Annotated in this window: 11 protein-coding genes; 7 read left to right on the plus strand and 4 right to left on the minus strand. The window is 46.7% G+C overall.

Annotation, left to right across the window (positions count from 1 at the left end; all coding sequences use genetic code 11):
* Nucleotides 1-351: 351 nt before the first annotated feature.
* Complete coding sequence (locus PSE7367_RS05280; RefSeq protein ID WP_051038078.1) at nucleotides 352-1,575, minus strand: M20 metallopeptidase family protein; 1,224 nt, start codon at nucleotides 1,573-1,575, stop codon at nucleotides 352-354.
* 537 nt (nucleotides 1,576-2,112) lie between these two features.
* Here PSE7367_RS05280 and glmM point away from each other — a divergent pair.
* Together glmM and PSE7367_RS05290 are read left to right on the plus strand one after the other, a co-directional pair.
* A complete protein-coding gene (gene glmM / locus PSE7367_RS05285; RefSeq protein WP_015164342.1) occupies nucleotides 2,113-3,495 on the plus strand; it encodes a phosphoglucosamine mutase in 1,383 nt (460 codons plus the stop codon).
* A gap of 687 nt (nucleotides 3,496-4,182) precedes the next feature.
* On the plus strand, nucleotides 4,183-4,614 hold the full coding sequence (locus tag PSE7367_RS05290) for a hypothetical protein (RefSeq protein WP_015164343.1): 432 nt from the start codon (nucleotides 4,183-4,185) through the stop codon (nucleotides 4,612-4,614).
* 252 nt (nucleotides 4,615-4,866) lie between these two features.
* Here PSE7367_RS05290 and PSE7367_RS05295 read toward each other — a convergent pair whose 3' ends face one another.
* Both PSE7367_RS05295 and PSE7367_RS05300 read right to left on the minus strand, forming a co-directional pair.
* Nucleotides 4,867-6,186: a hypothetical protein gene (locus PSE7367_RS05295; protein WP_015164344.1), complete on the minus strand. Its 1,320-nt coding sequence runs from the start codon at nucleotides 6,184-6,186 to the stop codon at nucleotides 4,867-4,869.
* Between the two features lie 81 nt (nucleotides 6,187-6,267).
* A complete protein-coding gene (locus PSE7367_RS05300) occupies nucleotides 6,268-7,344 on the minus strand; it encodes a PIN/TRAM domain-containing protein (RefSeq protein WP_015164345.1) in 1,077 nt (358 codons plus the stop codon).
* Between the two features lie 911 nt (nucleotides 7,345-8,255).
* Here PSE7367_RS05300 and PSE7367_RS05305 point away from each other — a divergent pair.
* Nucleotides 8,256-10,685, plus strand: a complete 2,430-nt coding sequence (locus PSE7367_RS05305; protein ID WP_015164347.1) for an AAA family ATPase — start codon at nucleotides 8,256-8,258, stop codon at nucleotides 10,683-10,685.
* 144 nt (nucleotides 10,686-10,829) lie between these two features.
* Here PSE7367_RS05305 and PSE7367_RS05310 read toward each other — a convergent pair whose 3' ends face one another.
* A complete protein-coding gene (locus tag PSE7367_RS05310) occupies nucleotides 10,830-11,303 on the minus strand; it encodes a tetratricopeptide repeat protein (RefSeq protein ID WP_015164348.1) in 474 nt (157 codons plus the stop codon).
* Between the two features lie 832 nt (nucleotides 11,304-12,135).
* Here PSE7367_RS05310 and rplC point away from each other — a divergent pair.
* The 4 genes from rplC to rplB all read left to right on the plus strand — a co-directional run bounded on the left by rplC (nucleotide 12,136) and on the right by rplB (nucleotide 14,792).
* Complete coding sequence (gene rplC, locus PSE7367_RS05315; protein ID WP_015164349.1) at nucleotides 12,136-12,777, plus strand: 50S ribosomal protein L3; 642 nt, start codon at nucleotides 12,136-12,138, stop codon at nucleotides 12,775-12,777.
* A 38-nt stretch (nucleotides 12,778-12,815) separates the two neighbouring features.
* Nucleotides 12,816-13,478, plus strand: coding sequence for a 50S ribosomal protein L4 (gene rplD / locus PSE7367_RS05320; protein ID WP_015164350.1), 663 nt, complete (start codon nucleotides 12,816-12,818; stop codon nucleotides 13,476-13,478).
* A 3-nt stretch (nucleotides 13,479-13,481) separates the two neighbouring features.
* The gene (locus tag PSE7367_RS05325) at nucleotides 13,482-13,796 is read left to right on the plus strand and encodes a 50S ribosomal protein L23 (RefSeq protein WP_015164351.1); all 315 of its coding nucleotides are present in this window, start codon (nucleotides 13,482-13,484) and stop codon (nucleotides 13,794-13,796) included.
* Nucleotides 13,797-13,928: 132 nt separating this feature from the next.
* Nucleotides 13,929-14,792 (plus strand): 50S ribosomal protein L2, encoded by an 864-nt coding sequence (gene rplB / locus PSE7367_RS05330; RefSeq protein WP_015164352.1) that lies wholly within the window; start codon nucleotides 13,929-13,931, stop codon nucleotides 14,790-14,792.
* Nucleotides 14,793-14,911: the final 119 nt, after the last annotated feature.

A 14,911-nucleotide genomic window follows, 5' to 3' on the forward strand; every position in this document is an offset into this window, starting at 1 on the left:
CGAACGATCGTCTTTAGATAGTTAGGGCAATAGAGCCGCTGCATAACTAACTAATCTCATTAGCGCTGTTAGAGCGTTAGAGCAATCGAAGACTGCGTTAGGACAGATTTTAGGCAGATTTAAGACAGATTACAGATGTAGTTAGCTTAAAGATGCTTACAAAGATCAATTATCAATTGCGTTCTAATTATTTGGTAGTCATGCAGTAGTAAGGATAATTGGCAATCGATTTAAAATTCGGAGCTTAGTTTATTTGGGTTATGGATATTCAACTATCTCCTAGATCCTTACTTGTTCAGCACTACCAATTATTTTTATGGCTGCTATATACTGCTATATCAGATATTTGAGCTACCTACAAAATTGCTCCACACAACGCACAAAAATTTCTACCCCCATGCCCAGTGCCGTTTCATCAAAATTAAACTTGGGATGATGGTGCGGATAGGCTAAATCCTTAGCTGGATTGGCAGAACCGAGGAAAAAGTAGCAACCGGGTACTGCATTCAGGAAAAATGACATGTCTTCACCGCCCATAGTCTGGCAATCGGGTACATTACCAAGTTCAGTTGGCACCACCGCTTCTGCCACCGATCGCACCAGATCAGCAATTTCCGGGTTATTAATCACCGCTGGATAGATGCGTTGATAGTCAAATTCAAAGCTCGCCCCGTGCGCCTGACAGATGCCAGCAATAATTTGCTCCATCCGTTTAGGAATCATTTCACCGATCGCCGGTTGAAAGTAGCGCACCGTACCCGCAAATTTCGCCGTATCCGCAATCACATTCATGGCAGTGCCAGCATGGAGCATCCCCACAGTCACCACCGCCGATTCGATCGGGCTGGTATTACGGGCTACGATCGTTTGCAAGGCTGTAACTATGTGCGCCGCAACCAGAATCGAGTCAACGGTTTGTTCTGGCATTGCACCGTGGCCACCTCGCCCCTGAATCAGGCAATGAAACTTTTCGCTGGCTGCCATCAATGCCCCACCGCGCACCCCCACCGCCCCCAGGGGTAAGTTATTCCACAGGTGCAGACCAATAATCGCATCAACGTTTGGATTTTCTAGCACCCCGGCTTCGATCATTGGTTTTGCGCCACCGGGCGATTCTTCGGCGGGTTGAAAGATTATTTTCACTGTACCGACAAAGCAGTCACGATGCTGCCACAGGTAATAGGCCGTCCCCAGGGCGATCGCCGTATGGCCATCATGGCCGCAAGCATGCATCAAGCCATCAATTTGCGATCGATAGGCCACAATATTTTCTTCTTGCACGGGCAACGCATCCATATCAGCGCGAATTGCTAGCACTGGCCCGGCGGTTGATTTACTACTGGCGATCGTGGCCACAATCCCAGTCTGGGCAATATTGGTTTGGTGGGGAATACCCCATGCTGAGAGCTTTTGGGCGATCGTAGTTGAAGTGCGTTGCTCTTTGAAGCCAAGCTCTGGCCACATGTGAAACCCGCGCCGCCATTGCACCAGTTGCGATTGCAATTGCTCGATCGCGGTGCGAATAGAGGGCTTCAGCTTATTCTTGCTAATGGATTGGGTGGGAATAGCGACCATAGTTTGTATTAGTTCCTGGGCTCGATCGATTGCCACTCTTGGAGTTTGTAGATTGCGAGAAGTTTTGGGTTGGACGATCGATCGTATGCTCATTCTAAACAAAAAGCTGCGTAAAGTAATTTAAGCTCACTGCGGCGATCGGCTGAGAGGCATAATTTGCGCTGATCTTGATAAGTTCTCAAACTGATTACTTCACTGATTAATGCTAAAACCATCGCAACCTTTAATCTTTGCCAATAGTCTATCTACGGGAAGAGGCTAAAAGCATCAAAAAATTTTAGTAATGGGTATGGATTATCCAGTCACGATCGCCAGATTCTTGATATATATCGCAAGAAGGCTATGATTTTGGCGCTGGTTAAAGTTATAAGCATCTTTTGAAATTTGAGGGTATCCAAGCTAGCAAACCTTGCGGAGATTGAGCCCTAGAGCGATCGACTAATCTGGAACTATTGTTTTTTGCGGCATTCATTTGTATATGTATGCATGTATTATGCGTAGCACGCAGTTATTCACATCGGTGTGAGGGTGAGTTAAATGAAATTATTTGGCACTGATGGCATTCGCGGTCATGTGGGTGATTTTTTGACCGCAGATCTGGCGCTGCAAGTGGGTTTTTGTACTGGTTTGGTTTTACGGGAAACCGGTAGTAAATTGCATCCCAATGCCACCACGGTCTTTATTGGCCAGGACTCGCGGGTTTCCAGTGATATGCTTTCAGCCGCTCTGGCAGCGGGACTGACTGCCGCAGGATTGGATGTTTCGTTAATTGGCCTGTGCCCGACTCCAGCGGTGGCCTATCTAACTGCCCAGATGCCGGAAGCGATCGCCGGAATCATGGTATCTGCTAGCCACAATCCCCCCTGTGACAATGGGATTAAAGTTTTTGGGGCGGATGGCTGCAAAATTAGTGCTCAGCTTCAGGATCAAATCGAGGCGCTAATCGCTGCTGGCCAAAATACCCAGGCTAGTCATGCTCATTTACAAAATGCCGATCGCCATGATTGGGGTAGTTTTGGCTCTCGATCGCAATTAATCAATGCCTATCAAGACTCTCTGGTCAGCTCAATTCGCACAGATCTAGCCAACTTAAAAATAGTGTTGGATTTGGCCTGGGGTGCGGCAACCAGCGTGGCTCCATCGGTCTTTCGCCGCTGCGGCGCAGAAGTAATTAGTTTGCATCAGCAGGCAGACGGCAAGCGGATTAATGTTAACTGTGGCTCCACCCATCTTGATGCCTTACAACAATCGGTGCGTGAAAATAATGCTGATATTGGCTTTGCCTTTGACGGTGATGCCGATCGCGCCTTGGCCGTAGATGCCAATGGTACGGTAGTTGATGGCGATTATATTTTGTATCTGTGGGGACAGGAGTTGCTGGAGGGAGCCAGGTTGCCCGATGCCACGATCGTGACTACGGTGATGGCAAACCTGGGTTTTGAAAGGGCTTGGCAAAAGCTGGGCGGTAACTTGGTGCGCACGCCGGTGGGCGATCGCCACGTCCATGCGGAAATGGTCAAATCTGGTTCGATGCTGGGTGGCGAACAATCGGGGCATGTGCTGTGCCGTCACTATGGGGTTAGTGGTGATGGATTGCTAACTGCTTTGCACCTGGCCGCGATCGTCAAACAAAAAGCACCTTTGACAGAGTTATTACAACAAAGTTTTTCTACTTATCCGCAGTTACTCCACAATGTGCGGGTGGTTGACAAAGAGCGTCGCACTAATTGGCAAACCTGCGATCCAATCATGCAGGCGATCGATCATGCGACCAACAACCTGGGCGATCGGGGGCGGGTGCTGGTGCGTGCTTCTGGTACTGAACCTGTGGTGAGGGTGATGGTTGAAGCAGAATGCATGGATCTAGCTCAGCACTGGACTAATCATTTGGGTAATTTAATCAAGCTCCAGTTAGCCTAAATTCAATTATTGTCGCTTAGCATTACAGGTAGCACATTGCGCCTCTACCGCCAGCCCTGGAATAGGCAGATCTTTCCCCGCACCCGCATAAATTGCCAGCGGCATCTAAGTCAGAGGGACAATCACAGTTGCCACTGCGATCATGCGATCAATAGCCAGGTCAGCCGATATCCGATTAATTCTAATTCTGCGAACCCCAGAAATATAAAGGGGAATTGTAAACAGCCATTAATAAAACTAATCATTGTTAAGTCTTACTTAACTGATCCATTAACTATTGTGTTCAAATTGGCAACGGCTTGCTGATAGGATACTAGTGGCCTGGTTACTGTGACTATATTAGCCAAACTAATATAATTAACTTTTACAAAAACTTAATCTCTAAGCGCAAGGAATTAAAGTTTGAAGCTTAACTTGCTTAGGTATTGACAGGATTAGCTTGTAGCGATCGAGATGCCTAGCTGATGGTTAGTTATATTAATAATTGCACCGCATACCAAATAAATTAAAATTTTTAGATTCAAATATTATCCGCTATTATCCGCAAAGGATTGATTTACTCTGGTATCATAGAGAGAGTAAAATCAGTATATTATTTACAATTTATTAATTATTAAATTACCATGTGTCAAAGCAGGTAATTCATTCGCTTAACAAAGTTGGATAAGCAGAAAGAGGCAAAGGAATATGAGCGTTAGCAAAACTGACGAGAACCAGAATTCTACAAAGGAAAAAAGTGCCAGCACGGCTAAGTCGGCTAATGGCAATGCTGCATTAACGGTAAAGGGTGCAGCCAAGAGCAGTGAAATAGTATATGAGATGGCTCCTTTACCAAACAATCGCCCTATAGTAGCTGCTCATTTGGATGTGAAAGAATTGTACGGAAGAAATCGACCAATCATTGCCGGAAAGCACGAAATCCGCGAAACTTTCGGCGAAAGCCGCCCTGTGTTCGCCAGCACCCACCACTATAGAACTGCTGATGGATTGCCCGGTGGTCGCCCAGTCTTTGCTAGCTCGATCGTTTTGTCTAAGCAAAATAGTGGCCTGCCCAACAATCGCCCCATGTTTCCGAATAAGTCCACTGGCGTTTCAGCACTAATGGGCTATTTAGATTAGGCTACTCAATTACCTAGTTTTGTATTACATAAGTTTTGTAGGTTTTGTAGCTTCATAATTCCTTGACAACTACCTATCAGCATTTGGTTGATGGGTAGTTCTCGTTTATATGTGGTTATATCAAATCCTTTGGATCGCTTACAGATGCAACGTAATGGTCGTAACGATTACAAGCATTTTAAATGTTAAATGAGGTTATTCAGCAGGATTCGGTATTACGTTCAATTTGATCGGTAAAATCTAAATCTAAGTCTAAGTCTGATGATTAATTGGCGATCGCCTCACCAAGGTAAATAGACATACACCTACGCCAAAACAGAGCCAGGTTATGGCCAAAGCCAAAAGGCTATCCCTTTGGCTCGACAGCGCGGCGATCGTGGCGACCATTGCGGCCCCCACCTCCCAACTTTTAAACGGAATGGCGCTGCTAACCGGGTCTGGTTTAGGCATACTTGGAGCAATCCAGGTCAAACCATATCTGGCGATCGCTGGGCTGAGCATACAACTTGCAGCCAGAATGACCAATGTTTCTAACTGGGCATTTTCTGGCCGGGGCAAAAAAAGCTGGGAGATCAAACCAACCGACAGCAAAACTAATCCCGCAAACATCCCTGCGCTCTGGGGAATCCAGATGCTGGCCAGCCCCAAAATATCACGGTTGGTATCATGGCGTGCCAGGTGCAGAGTATCCAAGAGGGTTTGGTTTAATTCGCTTTCCTCTTGACTAGCGGTTGGTTGGGTCATAATTGTCCAGGGCAGGGTCACTTCACGGTTATATCCAGCCAACTGGAGCCAATGGAGTTCCCCCTCACGCAGCTTAATGATTTCCAAACGAGAAATATTATGCATGTTGATCGTGTAGCTGGAGGCAAAGCCCCAAATACCACTAAAGCTAAAACGGAGCAACTTGACATCAGGATATAACTGTACCTGCCAAGTATATAAACCAGCCAACCCGAAAAAGGCCGTTACGATCACCGCCACATTACTACCAGGGAAGTCTGCCGTAGTCAGAATCACCAAGCTGAGGATAAGCGACATTAATCGACTGAATTGGCGCGGTTGCTGCACTGGGCTGGTGGGGCTGATCACCACGCTTTGATCGGAGTAAGTAATAATGCTGAGGTGTTGGGCAGCAGCTTTTTCCTGTTCCAGGATTAAATTGGCGCGACTAGGAGCCAGTCTGATTGCAATGCCAATCAAGCCAAACCCCACGATCGCCCAGAAGCTTTCTAAGTAAATTTGTGCCACATCCAAAGCCAACATCGTGAGCAACCCTAGCCATAATATCGCGGTCACGATCAATAGCTGGGGCGAAAAGCTGGCGGGTAAATTTTGACGACAGTCGGCCACCAGAACCTTAGCGATCGAACCAGAGCTGATAATTGCGCCAAACCCGATCGCCAACGTAGCCATGATTAAGGCACTATTTTTTGACTGCCATAATGGAAATGCCACGCCCATTACTAGCAATAAGCCAGTGAGCATGGCAGTTACGGAAATTATGCCGATCGCTTGAGTCCAGCCCCAATCCAGCTTGCCCGAAACCATCTGTCGGGGAGAGGTGTGCATACGCCAGTCCTGTGAACTATCTGCTTAATATGTTGTACTTATTTTTGTACTTTTTGTACTTACCCCTAATCAAAAAACATCTCAAACCGTGGCGATCGCCTCAGGGCGAGCAAAAATCATCCGACCCGCTGAAGTTTGGAGGGCACTGGTAACAACTACACCAAGCTGTTTACCCATATGTTGCATCCCTTCTTCCACTACCACCATCGTGCCATCGCTGAGATAGCCAACCCCTTGAGCCGGTTCTTTGCCTTCCTTGAGCACCTTGATGTTCAAAGTATCACCAGGTAAATAGGTGGGGCGGAGTGCTTGAGCCAGGTCATTAATATTCAGCACTTCAATTTGCTGCAAACTGGCTACTTTGTTGAGATTGTAGTCATTGGTGACCAGGGTGCCATCTATTTCTTGCGCCAATCGCACCAGCTTAGCATCGACCGTACTCAGGTCATCGTAGTCGGCAGAATGGATCACAATTCGATCGCCAAATTCTTCGCGCATGTCGTTGAGAATATCCAGACCCCGACGACCGCGAATCCGTTTTTGATCGTTGGAACTATCGGCGATCGTTTGTAGTTCTTGAATCACAAATTGGGGGATCAAAAACTGTCCTTCCAGGAAACCCGTTTGCATCAATGACTCAATCCGGCCATCAATTACACAACTGGTATCAACTACCTTGGTGGCGGCTGGTTTGAGAGTGCCCTCAGCGATCAAAGAACTCTCCATATTATTAGGATTAATCAATCGCATCATGGCGCGACCGTGGGTATCCATCAGGGTCATGCCAGTGTAGGCAAACAAAATACTAACCAGGATCGCGGCCAAGGGCTTGAAGAAGGCAAAATCTTCGGCGATCGGCACCAAGAATAATGGCGCTAGCATTAAGTTGGCCACCAATAGACCAACCACCAGGCCAACGGCACGACTGAGCAGGATTTCCAGCGACAGCGATCGTACCTTTACCTCCAGGCGGCGATAGGCATTTTGCACCAGCAGCCCCATAATCAGGCCAAAGAAGGAGCCAAAGCCAAGACAAACCCAGTGCAGACCTGGGGTGTTGATCTTTTCGATCAATTCAATTGGCAACAGGTCGATTCCGTGGAATCCGGTGCCTGCACCAGCGAGAATGAATGTAATAACGATGAGTGCATCAAGCATAACGATTGCGGGGCTCCGCTTTGATTACGTTTAGATTACGCCTTTGATCTACTAGATTCAGTTATCTATATTTAAATGTCCCTCAAAGCTATTTATTCAATCTTTAACAATGACGTGTTAACAATAAATATATGATTTGGAGACACAATCAATTAACTAATAACTAAATGCTCAAGATCAAATTTGTAATTGGTGTGGTGCAACTGCAAGTATTTAAAGGCATTCAGGTTAGCTCAAGGGTAATTAAAGGCACAAATGAATTGAGTTAGTCCTCAATCAAATGAGTTGCCCATAATCACCAAGTTAAGGCTGATTAAAGCTGATTAGAGCTAATTAAGTATTAAGTGCGAATTATATGGAAGCCTAAACTTACTTAATTTAACTTGATTAACAGATTATGCCTTTTCAATTTAAGTTCAGTTGGACACCATCGACTATGTAGTTGATAAGTATGTTTTAAGTTAAGGTTCTAGTTCATCAATTTGATTCTGAATTAGAGCCGACCTAGTTACTACTCAGTTTTACTACTTATTTTTACTACTTAGTTACTGGCTGAATAAGGGAATGAATTGAAATGGATGTAAGATATGAATGAGCAAAGATGAATTAGATATGAATGAGTGAGAATGAATTAGGTATGAATGAGATTAATCAGGGCGATCGCACCAACTTAACTAATTAAATTAATTAACCGGCTCGATCGAAATATGTATTAAACATACCCCTGGATAGATGAATCATAACTATGATAGACAAAATAAGCCCTCTCTGATGGTTATGACCACATCCTTTAACCTTTCTCAATGCCGTATATACAATTCTACACAACTCTTGAATTGGTTGCCAATCGTTCAGGGGCGGACATCACCGCCTGGATTAGGTAGGGAAAACCGTTGCCGAGGTAAAGTTTTATGCGCTTGATTGGTTTAGAGCTAACCAACTTTCGCCAGCACAAATCAACTGAGATCCAGTTCCCGTCAGGGCTAACTGGCATTTTGGGTGAAAATGGTTCCGGCAAAAGCACAATCCTCGAAGCGATCGCCTGGGTGTTGTATGGCAATCAAAAGGGGGTGGCCAGGGGTGATGTAGACTCTTTGATCTGGCGGCAAGCCCCAGGTAAGTCAGCCGCGAGCGTAATGTTGAAGTTTGCGTTTGGCGATCGCCACTATCAAATCAAACGCAGCCAATCCAGTTCGCGTGGCACAGTTGACTTGCAGCAGGATGGTCGCACGATCGCTAACTCAAACAAGGCCGTAGCCGAAAAGCTAACCGAAATCATCGGCATGAGCCACACCGAATTTTTTAATAGCTATTTCACTGGCCAAAAGGATCTTAGCTTCTTGGGCTCGATCAAAGGGGCAACCGAGCGAGAACGGTTTATTGCCAAAATGCTCGGCTATGAAAAAATTACCGCTGCCCAGGGCGAGGCTGGTAAAGCGGGTTCAATTCGCAGCGATCGCCGCAATCAACAACGCCAGGTCGATCGGCTGGAAGGGAGTCGGGGCGATCTAGACAAAATCAAAGCCCAAATTACATTTCAGCAAACCGAGTTGGAAGCTGCCCAATCTAGCTCCGAGGCGGTAACTGTGGTTTTGATGTCTGCCCTGGAGCAAAAGCAAGCCCTGGAGCCACAGCTAACCGAGCTAGAACAAAAACGCGATCGCCATGTTGAGCTAGATAAGCAACAGCAAATTAAAACCGCAGCCCTGACTAAATTAACTCAGCAGATCGATCGCCTCGGCCAGGAGCAAGTCCGCCGCCGTGAGGCCGTAGGCAAATATGATCGACTCTCCCAGGCTTTACAAAATTATGATCAGATCAAGGCTCAACATAACCATCTGAGTGAACTCAAGCAGGCGGCTACTCGGCGTAATGATCTAAGTGTGCGCTTGCCCAAACTACGGGCGGAGATTACGGAACTCAAGCAAAACCTCGATCGGCTGGATCAGGTTGAATCGCGCTTAGCTAAGACGAAACAAGCGATCGCCCATTTTCAGCAAGAGCTGGAAACGACCGAGGCTGAAATTAGAACCCAGACCAGAAGCTGGCAGGAGCAACAGGCCAACCTCCGCGCCCAGATCACCAGTGAACAGAAAAATCTGCGCAATATAACTAAGCAAAAAAATGTGATTGTACAAGCTGGACATGATGGCATCTGCCCCACCTGCGAGCGTCCCTTGCAAGCGGAATATGACACCGTGGTGGGTAATTTTGCCAGCCAGGTTGTCCATTTGGAATCACACATTAAAGAATGGCAGCAACAGTTAAGCGCGATCGATGCCCCACCACCATCTTTGCAGCAATCGCAACAACAACAGTTACAGCTAAAACAGGACTATCAAAATGAGCAACGGCTCGAACAACAACTGACTGCAGATCTGGCCAAGCGGCAACTGTGGCAAAAAGCACAGGATGAAAAGCAAGCCGAGGTTACCAATGTCACTGCCCAGATCGCGGCGATCCCATCGGGTTTTGATGCCCAAACCCATACTCAACTAGAGCAACAATTACAGCAGCTTGAACCACAGCGGGAAGAGTTTTTGCGGTTGGCCAATGCCCCACAGCAACTACAAGACATCAATGCCCAGTTAAGTGAATTAACCCAGGAAAAGGCGCAAGTTGAAACCGCGATCGCTGAATTAAATGACCAAATCCAGCTTCTAAAGTTCGATCCGGCGGCCTATGCCCAGGTTAAACAAGCGATCGCCACCGCTAGCCAGGAACTTGAGGCGGCCAGAATTGCCCAGATCGAGGCCAAGGCGAAAGTAGAGAATACTCAAAAAATGCTGGAGCTAGCTCAACAGCAAGAAGTAGAGTTTCATCGCCGCGATGCTGAATATCAAAAGGCCAAGCAGGAATTGATCCTCTTAGATGAATTGGACAGTGCCTTTACGGAGCTACGCCAATACCTAACTGAGCAAATTCGCCCCCAATTAGCGGAAAGTGCCAGCATTTTCCTAACCCAGTTGACCGACGGCAGGTATGACGCGATCGAAATTGATCCCAAATACAACATCCTGGTGCTGGATCATGGCGATCCCAAACCGGTCATTTCTGGTGGTGAGGAGGATATTGTTAACCTGTGCCTAAGGTTAGCGATCTCGCAGATGATTACGGAACGCAGTGGCCAGCCTTTTTCGCTTTTAATCCTGGATGAGGTGTTTGGCTCGCTTGATCAAGGCCGACGTGAAAATGTAATTGGTTTGCTGCACAGCCTGGAGCAACAGTTTGAACAGGTTTTGATTATTTCTCACATTGAAGCGATCAAGGAAGGGGTAAATCAGGCGATCCGTCTGGAGTTTGATCCCCAGGAACAATGCTCAAAGTTAGTGAGTGCTTGATGGATTCAAAAAATCGATCCAATCAACTATAGATTAATTAGCAGAGTGCAGAGTATCGGATTTTAAGGCAATCAATCGCTTGAACTATCTACTTCAGGTCGATCGATAATTAAGCTTTGCATTGTACTTAAAGCATTCAAAGTATTAAGGAGTCAACCTTGCCATACATTCCAACATCAACCTTTGATTGATCAAGGCATGGGGTTGAATGGCGATCGCCCGTCGGAATGCTTGACTAGCCTCACCATATTCACCCATCTCCGCCAAGCACAACCCCAACCCATGCCAAGCACCAAAATGATAGGGAGCCAGCTCGACTACCTTTTGACAATCGGCGATCGCCTTTTCATATTTGCCTTCGGTGTAATAAAGGATGGCGCGGCGATTCCAGGCTTCGGCAAAATCGGGATGAGTTTCGATTAAATCATTCAATAATTCTTCTGCCGCTAATATATGACTAAACGACATCAGGGTATCTGCCCGTTGCAGTTGTTCCCGGCCATGCTCACCTTTTTGACCAAACCAGATCTGCCAGAGCCTGCGAGTGGCTCGATCGCGCACCGCTTCATCATCTTGCTTCAAGTCATCTAGCAACTGGGGAATCTCAGGGTTATACATTTAAAGACAACTAAGCTCGACTGGCTTGGACATGGATTTACTGATCAGCGATGGAATTGTGACGGGCGTGACCTAGTCAGGCTTTGCTAAGAATCGATTACAAGCCATCATATCTGAATTGGTCTGGTACTAAATTTAGGTATAGCTAGGGCAATCAATGCTTGAGATTAGGCTTTTTAAACCTCTTGGCTTTTAATTGATCAGCTAATTGATCAGCATTTGCCAGCATTTATTGTCAGCATCTAACATCTAACGGCCTGCCAAGCCCAGGGTTAATCTATCTTACCGAGCTAGTTATCCCCATAGTGCCCCATAGTGTTAGGAGCGATCGCCCGATTGAAGCATGACTTTGCGGCTAGGTAAATGAGTATATATATGGATTGAGTATCTATCAGCCAGTAATTAATAGAGTCAATTATATAGATTCGGAATTAATAAATAGGTCGGCGATCGATCGCCACAAATTATTGATTGTGTAGCTACTAAGCTTTTTGAGCTAAGGTCGCATATTTGGCCAAACTATTGCTAGGAGAGCTTTGCAGGAATTTCGATCGCCATTGGGTGCATTGGTTTTAAGGGAATTAAAAAATTTATAGACAAAGACATTAAAGGTGCGCTACACTAGTTAGCCGTGACACAAAACGGAAACTGCAAGGTAAAGACTTTGTAAGTCTTGTCACAAAGGATAGCAATCAGCTACCTGAACAGGCTTTTAGTTTCTAAAAATCTACATTTCCGTAAGAACCGCGATCGCTTAACCAAATACATAAGCTAACCCTCTAGCGGCTTCACCGTAGAGCTTAATCTTAAGATAGAAGAGGACAGAATCACCATGTCTGTTGGAATCCTTGGCACCAAATTGGGAATTACCCAAGTCTTCGATGACGAAGGCAACGTTGTTCCCGTCACCGTAGTACAAGCCGGCCCATGTAAAATCACCCAAATCAAAACGGAAGTCAAGGAAGGCTATAACGCCATTCAAGTTGGCTTTGGTAATACCCGCGAAAAGCTGTTGACCAAGCCCGAATTGGGGCACTTAGCCAAATCGCAAACTTCTCCGGTCAAGCATTTGCATGAATATCGGGTTGATGATACTGGCACTTACGATTTGGGTCAGGAAATAGATGTTTCCATTTTTAATGATGGCGATCTAATTGATGTTTCTGGGGTCAGTGTTGGTAAAGGTTTTTCCGGTTACCAAAAACGACACAATTTTCGCCGTGGGCCAATGTCGCATGGTTCCAAGAACCACCGCCAACCTGGTTCAACTGGTGCAGGTACTACTCCTGGCCGGGTTTATCCAGGTAAGAAAATGGCAGGTCGCCTTGGCGGTGTCAAAGTTACGATCAGAAAGCTGACTGTGTTTCAGGTCGATAGCGAAAAGAACATTTTGCTGGTGAGGGGATCAGTACCCGGCAAACCCGGAGCGCTCCTCAATATCACCCCTGCCAACATTGTGGGTGGCAAAAAATAAGCCATCAACTAGCTTAGACGAAGGAAGTTTTAGAGATTATGCCGACAGTAATTGATTGGACCGGAAATCAGGTTGGGGAAGTTGAGTTGCAGCTCAAAGTCGCTAAGGAATCCACCGCCGCAGACTTGGTGCACCGCGCTGTGGTCAGACAGCTTAATAATGCCAGACAGGGTAATGCCAGCACCAAAACCCGTGCCGAAGTGCGTGGTGGTGGGCGTAAACCTTGGCGGCAGAAGGGTACTGGTCGAGCCAGAGCTGGTTCTAGCCGATCGCCACTGTGGAGTGGTGGTGGTGTGATCTTTGGCCCCAAACCGAAAGATTACAACCTCAATATGAACCGCAAAGAAAGACGCTTGGCGCTAAGAACTGCGTTTCAAAGTCGGCTTGAGGATATGGTAGTGGTTGAAGATTTTATTGGCAATCTACCTCAGCCAAAAACTGCTGAGTTGGCTAAGGCTCTAGAACGATGGGGTGTAGAACCTGGCCAAAAAACTCTATTAATTATCGATCAAAGGCAGGAAATGGTTTATCTTTCAGCTCGAAATATGCCAAAGCTAAAGCTAACCGTTGCCGATCAGCTCAGCGTCTATAACATTGTGATGGCAGACAAGATTGTCGTTACCGCACCTGCCCTGGAAAAGATTAAGGCTGTTTATGGTGGCGATCGCACTGAATTGGCAGCTACCGTGGAGGAAAAATAGATCATGGCAAAAATCCCAACTGAATTTGACCAGCGTCGTCTGCCCGATTTGATCAAGCGACCATTGATCAATGAAAAGGCCACCCGCATGTTGGAGCTGAACAAATATACCTTTGATGTTGATCCCAAGGCGACCAAGCCAGAAATCAAAGCTGCGATCGAAAGTTTGTTTGATGTGAAAGTGATTAAGGTTAATACCCATAATCCCCCTGCTCCCGCCCGCCGCGTTGGTAGGTTTGCCGGCAAGCGCCCCCACTATAAACGTGCGATCGTGACCCTGGCCGCCGAAGACGAGATTGATTTGTTCCCCGACGTATAGATCGCATCCACTTAAGTTAGCAGTAGTTAGCAGTTTTAAATTAGTAATTAATTATTTAGTAATTGATTTAATCCTGGATTTAATTCTGCGCACAACAGCCGAAACCTAGCACACACAAGCAAAGTAAAGATTATGGGCGTTCGTTCATACAAACCATATTCCGCCGGCACCAGACAGTTAACAACTTCTGATTTTGCCGATGTTACCAAAGCAACTCCGGAGAAGTCCCTAACCAAGCGATCCCATCGCAAGAAGGGTCGGAATAATCGTGGTGTGATTACCAGCCGCAGACGCGGTGGTGGCCACAAGCGACTATATCGGGTGATTGACTTCAAGCGAGATAAGCGAAATATTCCGGCGCGGGTAGCAGCGATCGAATATGATCCCAACCGGAATGCCCGCATTGCGCTGTTGTTCTACAAAGATGGCGAAAAGCGTTATATCCTGGCACCTCGCAATCTTAAGGTTGATGACTTTGTGCAGGCCGGTGAAGATGCACCATTTGAAGTTGGTAACTCCTTGCCACTCTATCGGATTCCGCTGGGTACGATGGTACACAACGTGGAACTGACCCCCGGCAAGGGTGGGCAAATTGTGCGATCGGCTGGGTGTGGTGCGCAAATTGCCGCCAAAGAAGGTGACTTTGTTACCCTCAAGCTACCTTCCTCTGAAGTGCGCTTAATTAGACGAGAATGCTACGCCACGATCGGCCAAATTGGTAATTCTGAACATGCCAACCAGAGTGCTGGTAAAGCTGGCCGGAATCGTTGGAAAGCTCGCCGTCCAAAGGTACGTGGTTCGGTGATGAACCCATGCGATCACCCCCACGGTGGTGGTGAAGGTCGCGCGCCGATCGGTCGCAGTGGCCCAGTTACCCCCTGGGGCAAGCCAACCCTTGGGTATAAAACTCGCAAGAAGCGTAAGGCTAGCGATGCCCTGATTGTCCGCCGTCGTCGCAAAGGCTCGAAGCGGGGCAAGGGCGGCCGGAACGCATAAAGCGCTTGGGCTGGGCAGGTTAGGTCATAGATTTTTTGGCAAGTTGATTCAAGTTAATTAAATTATTACCTTCTCAACGCTCAGCGCAGTTAAACATTCACTATTAGACATTTAGACAT

Origin of the sequence: Pseudanabaena sp. PCC 7367, from assembly GCF_000317065.1 — a bacterium.
GTDB lineage: Bacteria > Cyanobacteriota > Cyanobacteriia > Pseudanabaenales > Pseudanabaenaceae > Thalassoporum > Thalassoporum mexicanum.

Bases quoted from the DNA above. Each gene is read 5' to 3' on its own strand.
- PSE7367_RS05280 (WP_051038078.1), bottom strand. From the start codon at position 1,575: ATGGTCGCTATTCCCACCCAATCCATTAGCAAGAATAAGCTGAAGCCC.
- glmM (WP_015164342.1), top strand. From the start codon at position 2,113: ATGAAATTATTTGGCACTGATGGCATTCGCGGTCATGTGGGTGATTTT.
- PSE7367_RS05290 (WP_015164343.1), top strand. From the start codon at position 4,183: ATGAGCGTTAGCAAAACTGACGAGAACCAGAATTCTACAAAGGAAAAA.
- PSE7367_RS05295 (WP_015164344.1), bottom strand. From the start codon at position 6,186: ATGCACACCTCTCCCCGACAGATGGTTTCGGGCAAGCTGGATTGGGGC.
- PSE7367_RS05300 (WP_015164345.1), bottom strand. From the start codon at position 7,344: ATGCTTGATGCACTCATCGTTATTACATTCATTCTCGCTGGTGCAGGC.
- PSE7367_RS05305 (WP_015164347.1), top strand. From the start codon at position 8,256: ATGCGCTTGATTGGTTTAGAGCTAACCAACTTTCGCCAGCACAAATCA.
- PSE7367_RS05310 (WP_015164348.1), bottom strand. From the start codon at position 11,303: ATGTATAACCCTGAGATTCCCCAGTTGCTAGATGACTTGAAGCAAGAT.
- rplC (WP_015164349.1), top strand. From the start codon at position 12,136: ATGTCTGTTGGAATCCTTGGCACCAAATTGGGAATTACCCAAGTCTTC.
- rplD (WP_015164350.1), top strand. From the start codon at position 12,816: ATGCCGACAGTAATTGATTGGACCGGAAATCAGGTTGGGGAAGTTGAG.
- PSE7367_RS05325 (WP_015164351.1), top strand. From the start codon at position 13,482: ATGGCAAAAATCCCAACTGAATTTGACCAGCGTCGTCTGCCCGATTTG.
- rplB (WP_015164352.1), top strand. From the start codon at position 13,929: ATGGGCGTTCGTTCATACAAACCATATTCCGCCGGCACCAGACAGTTA.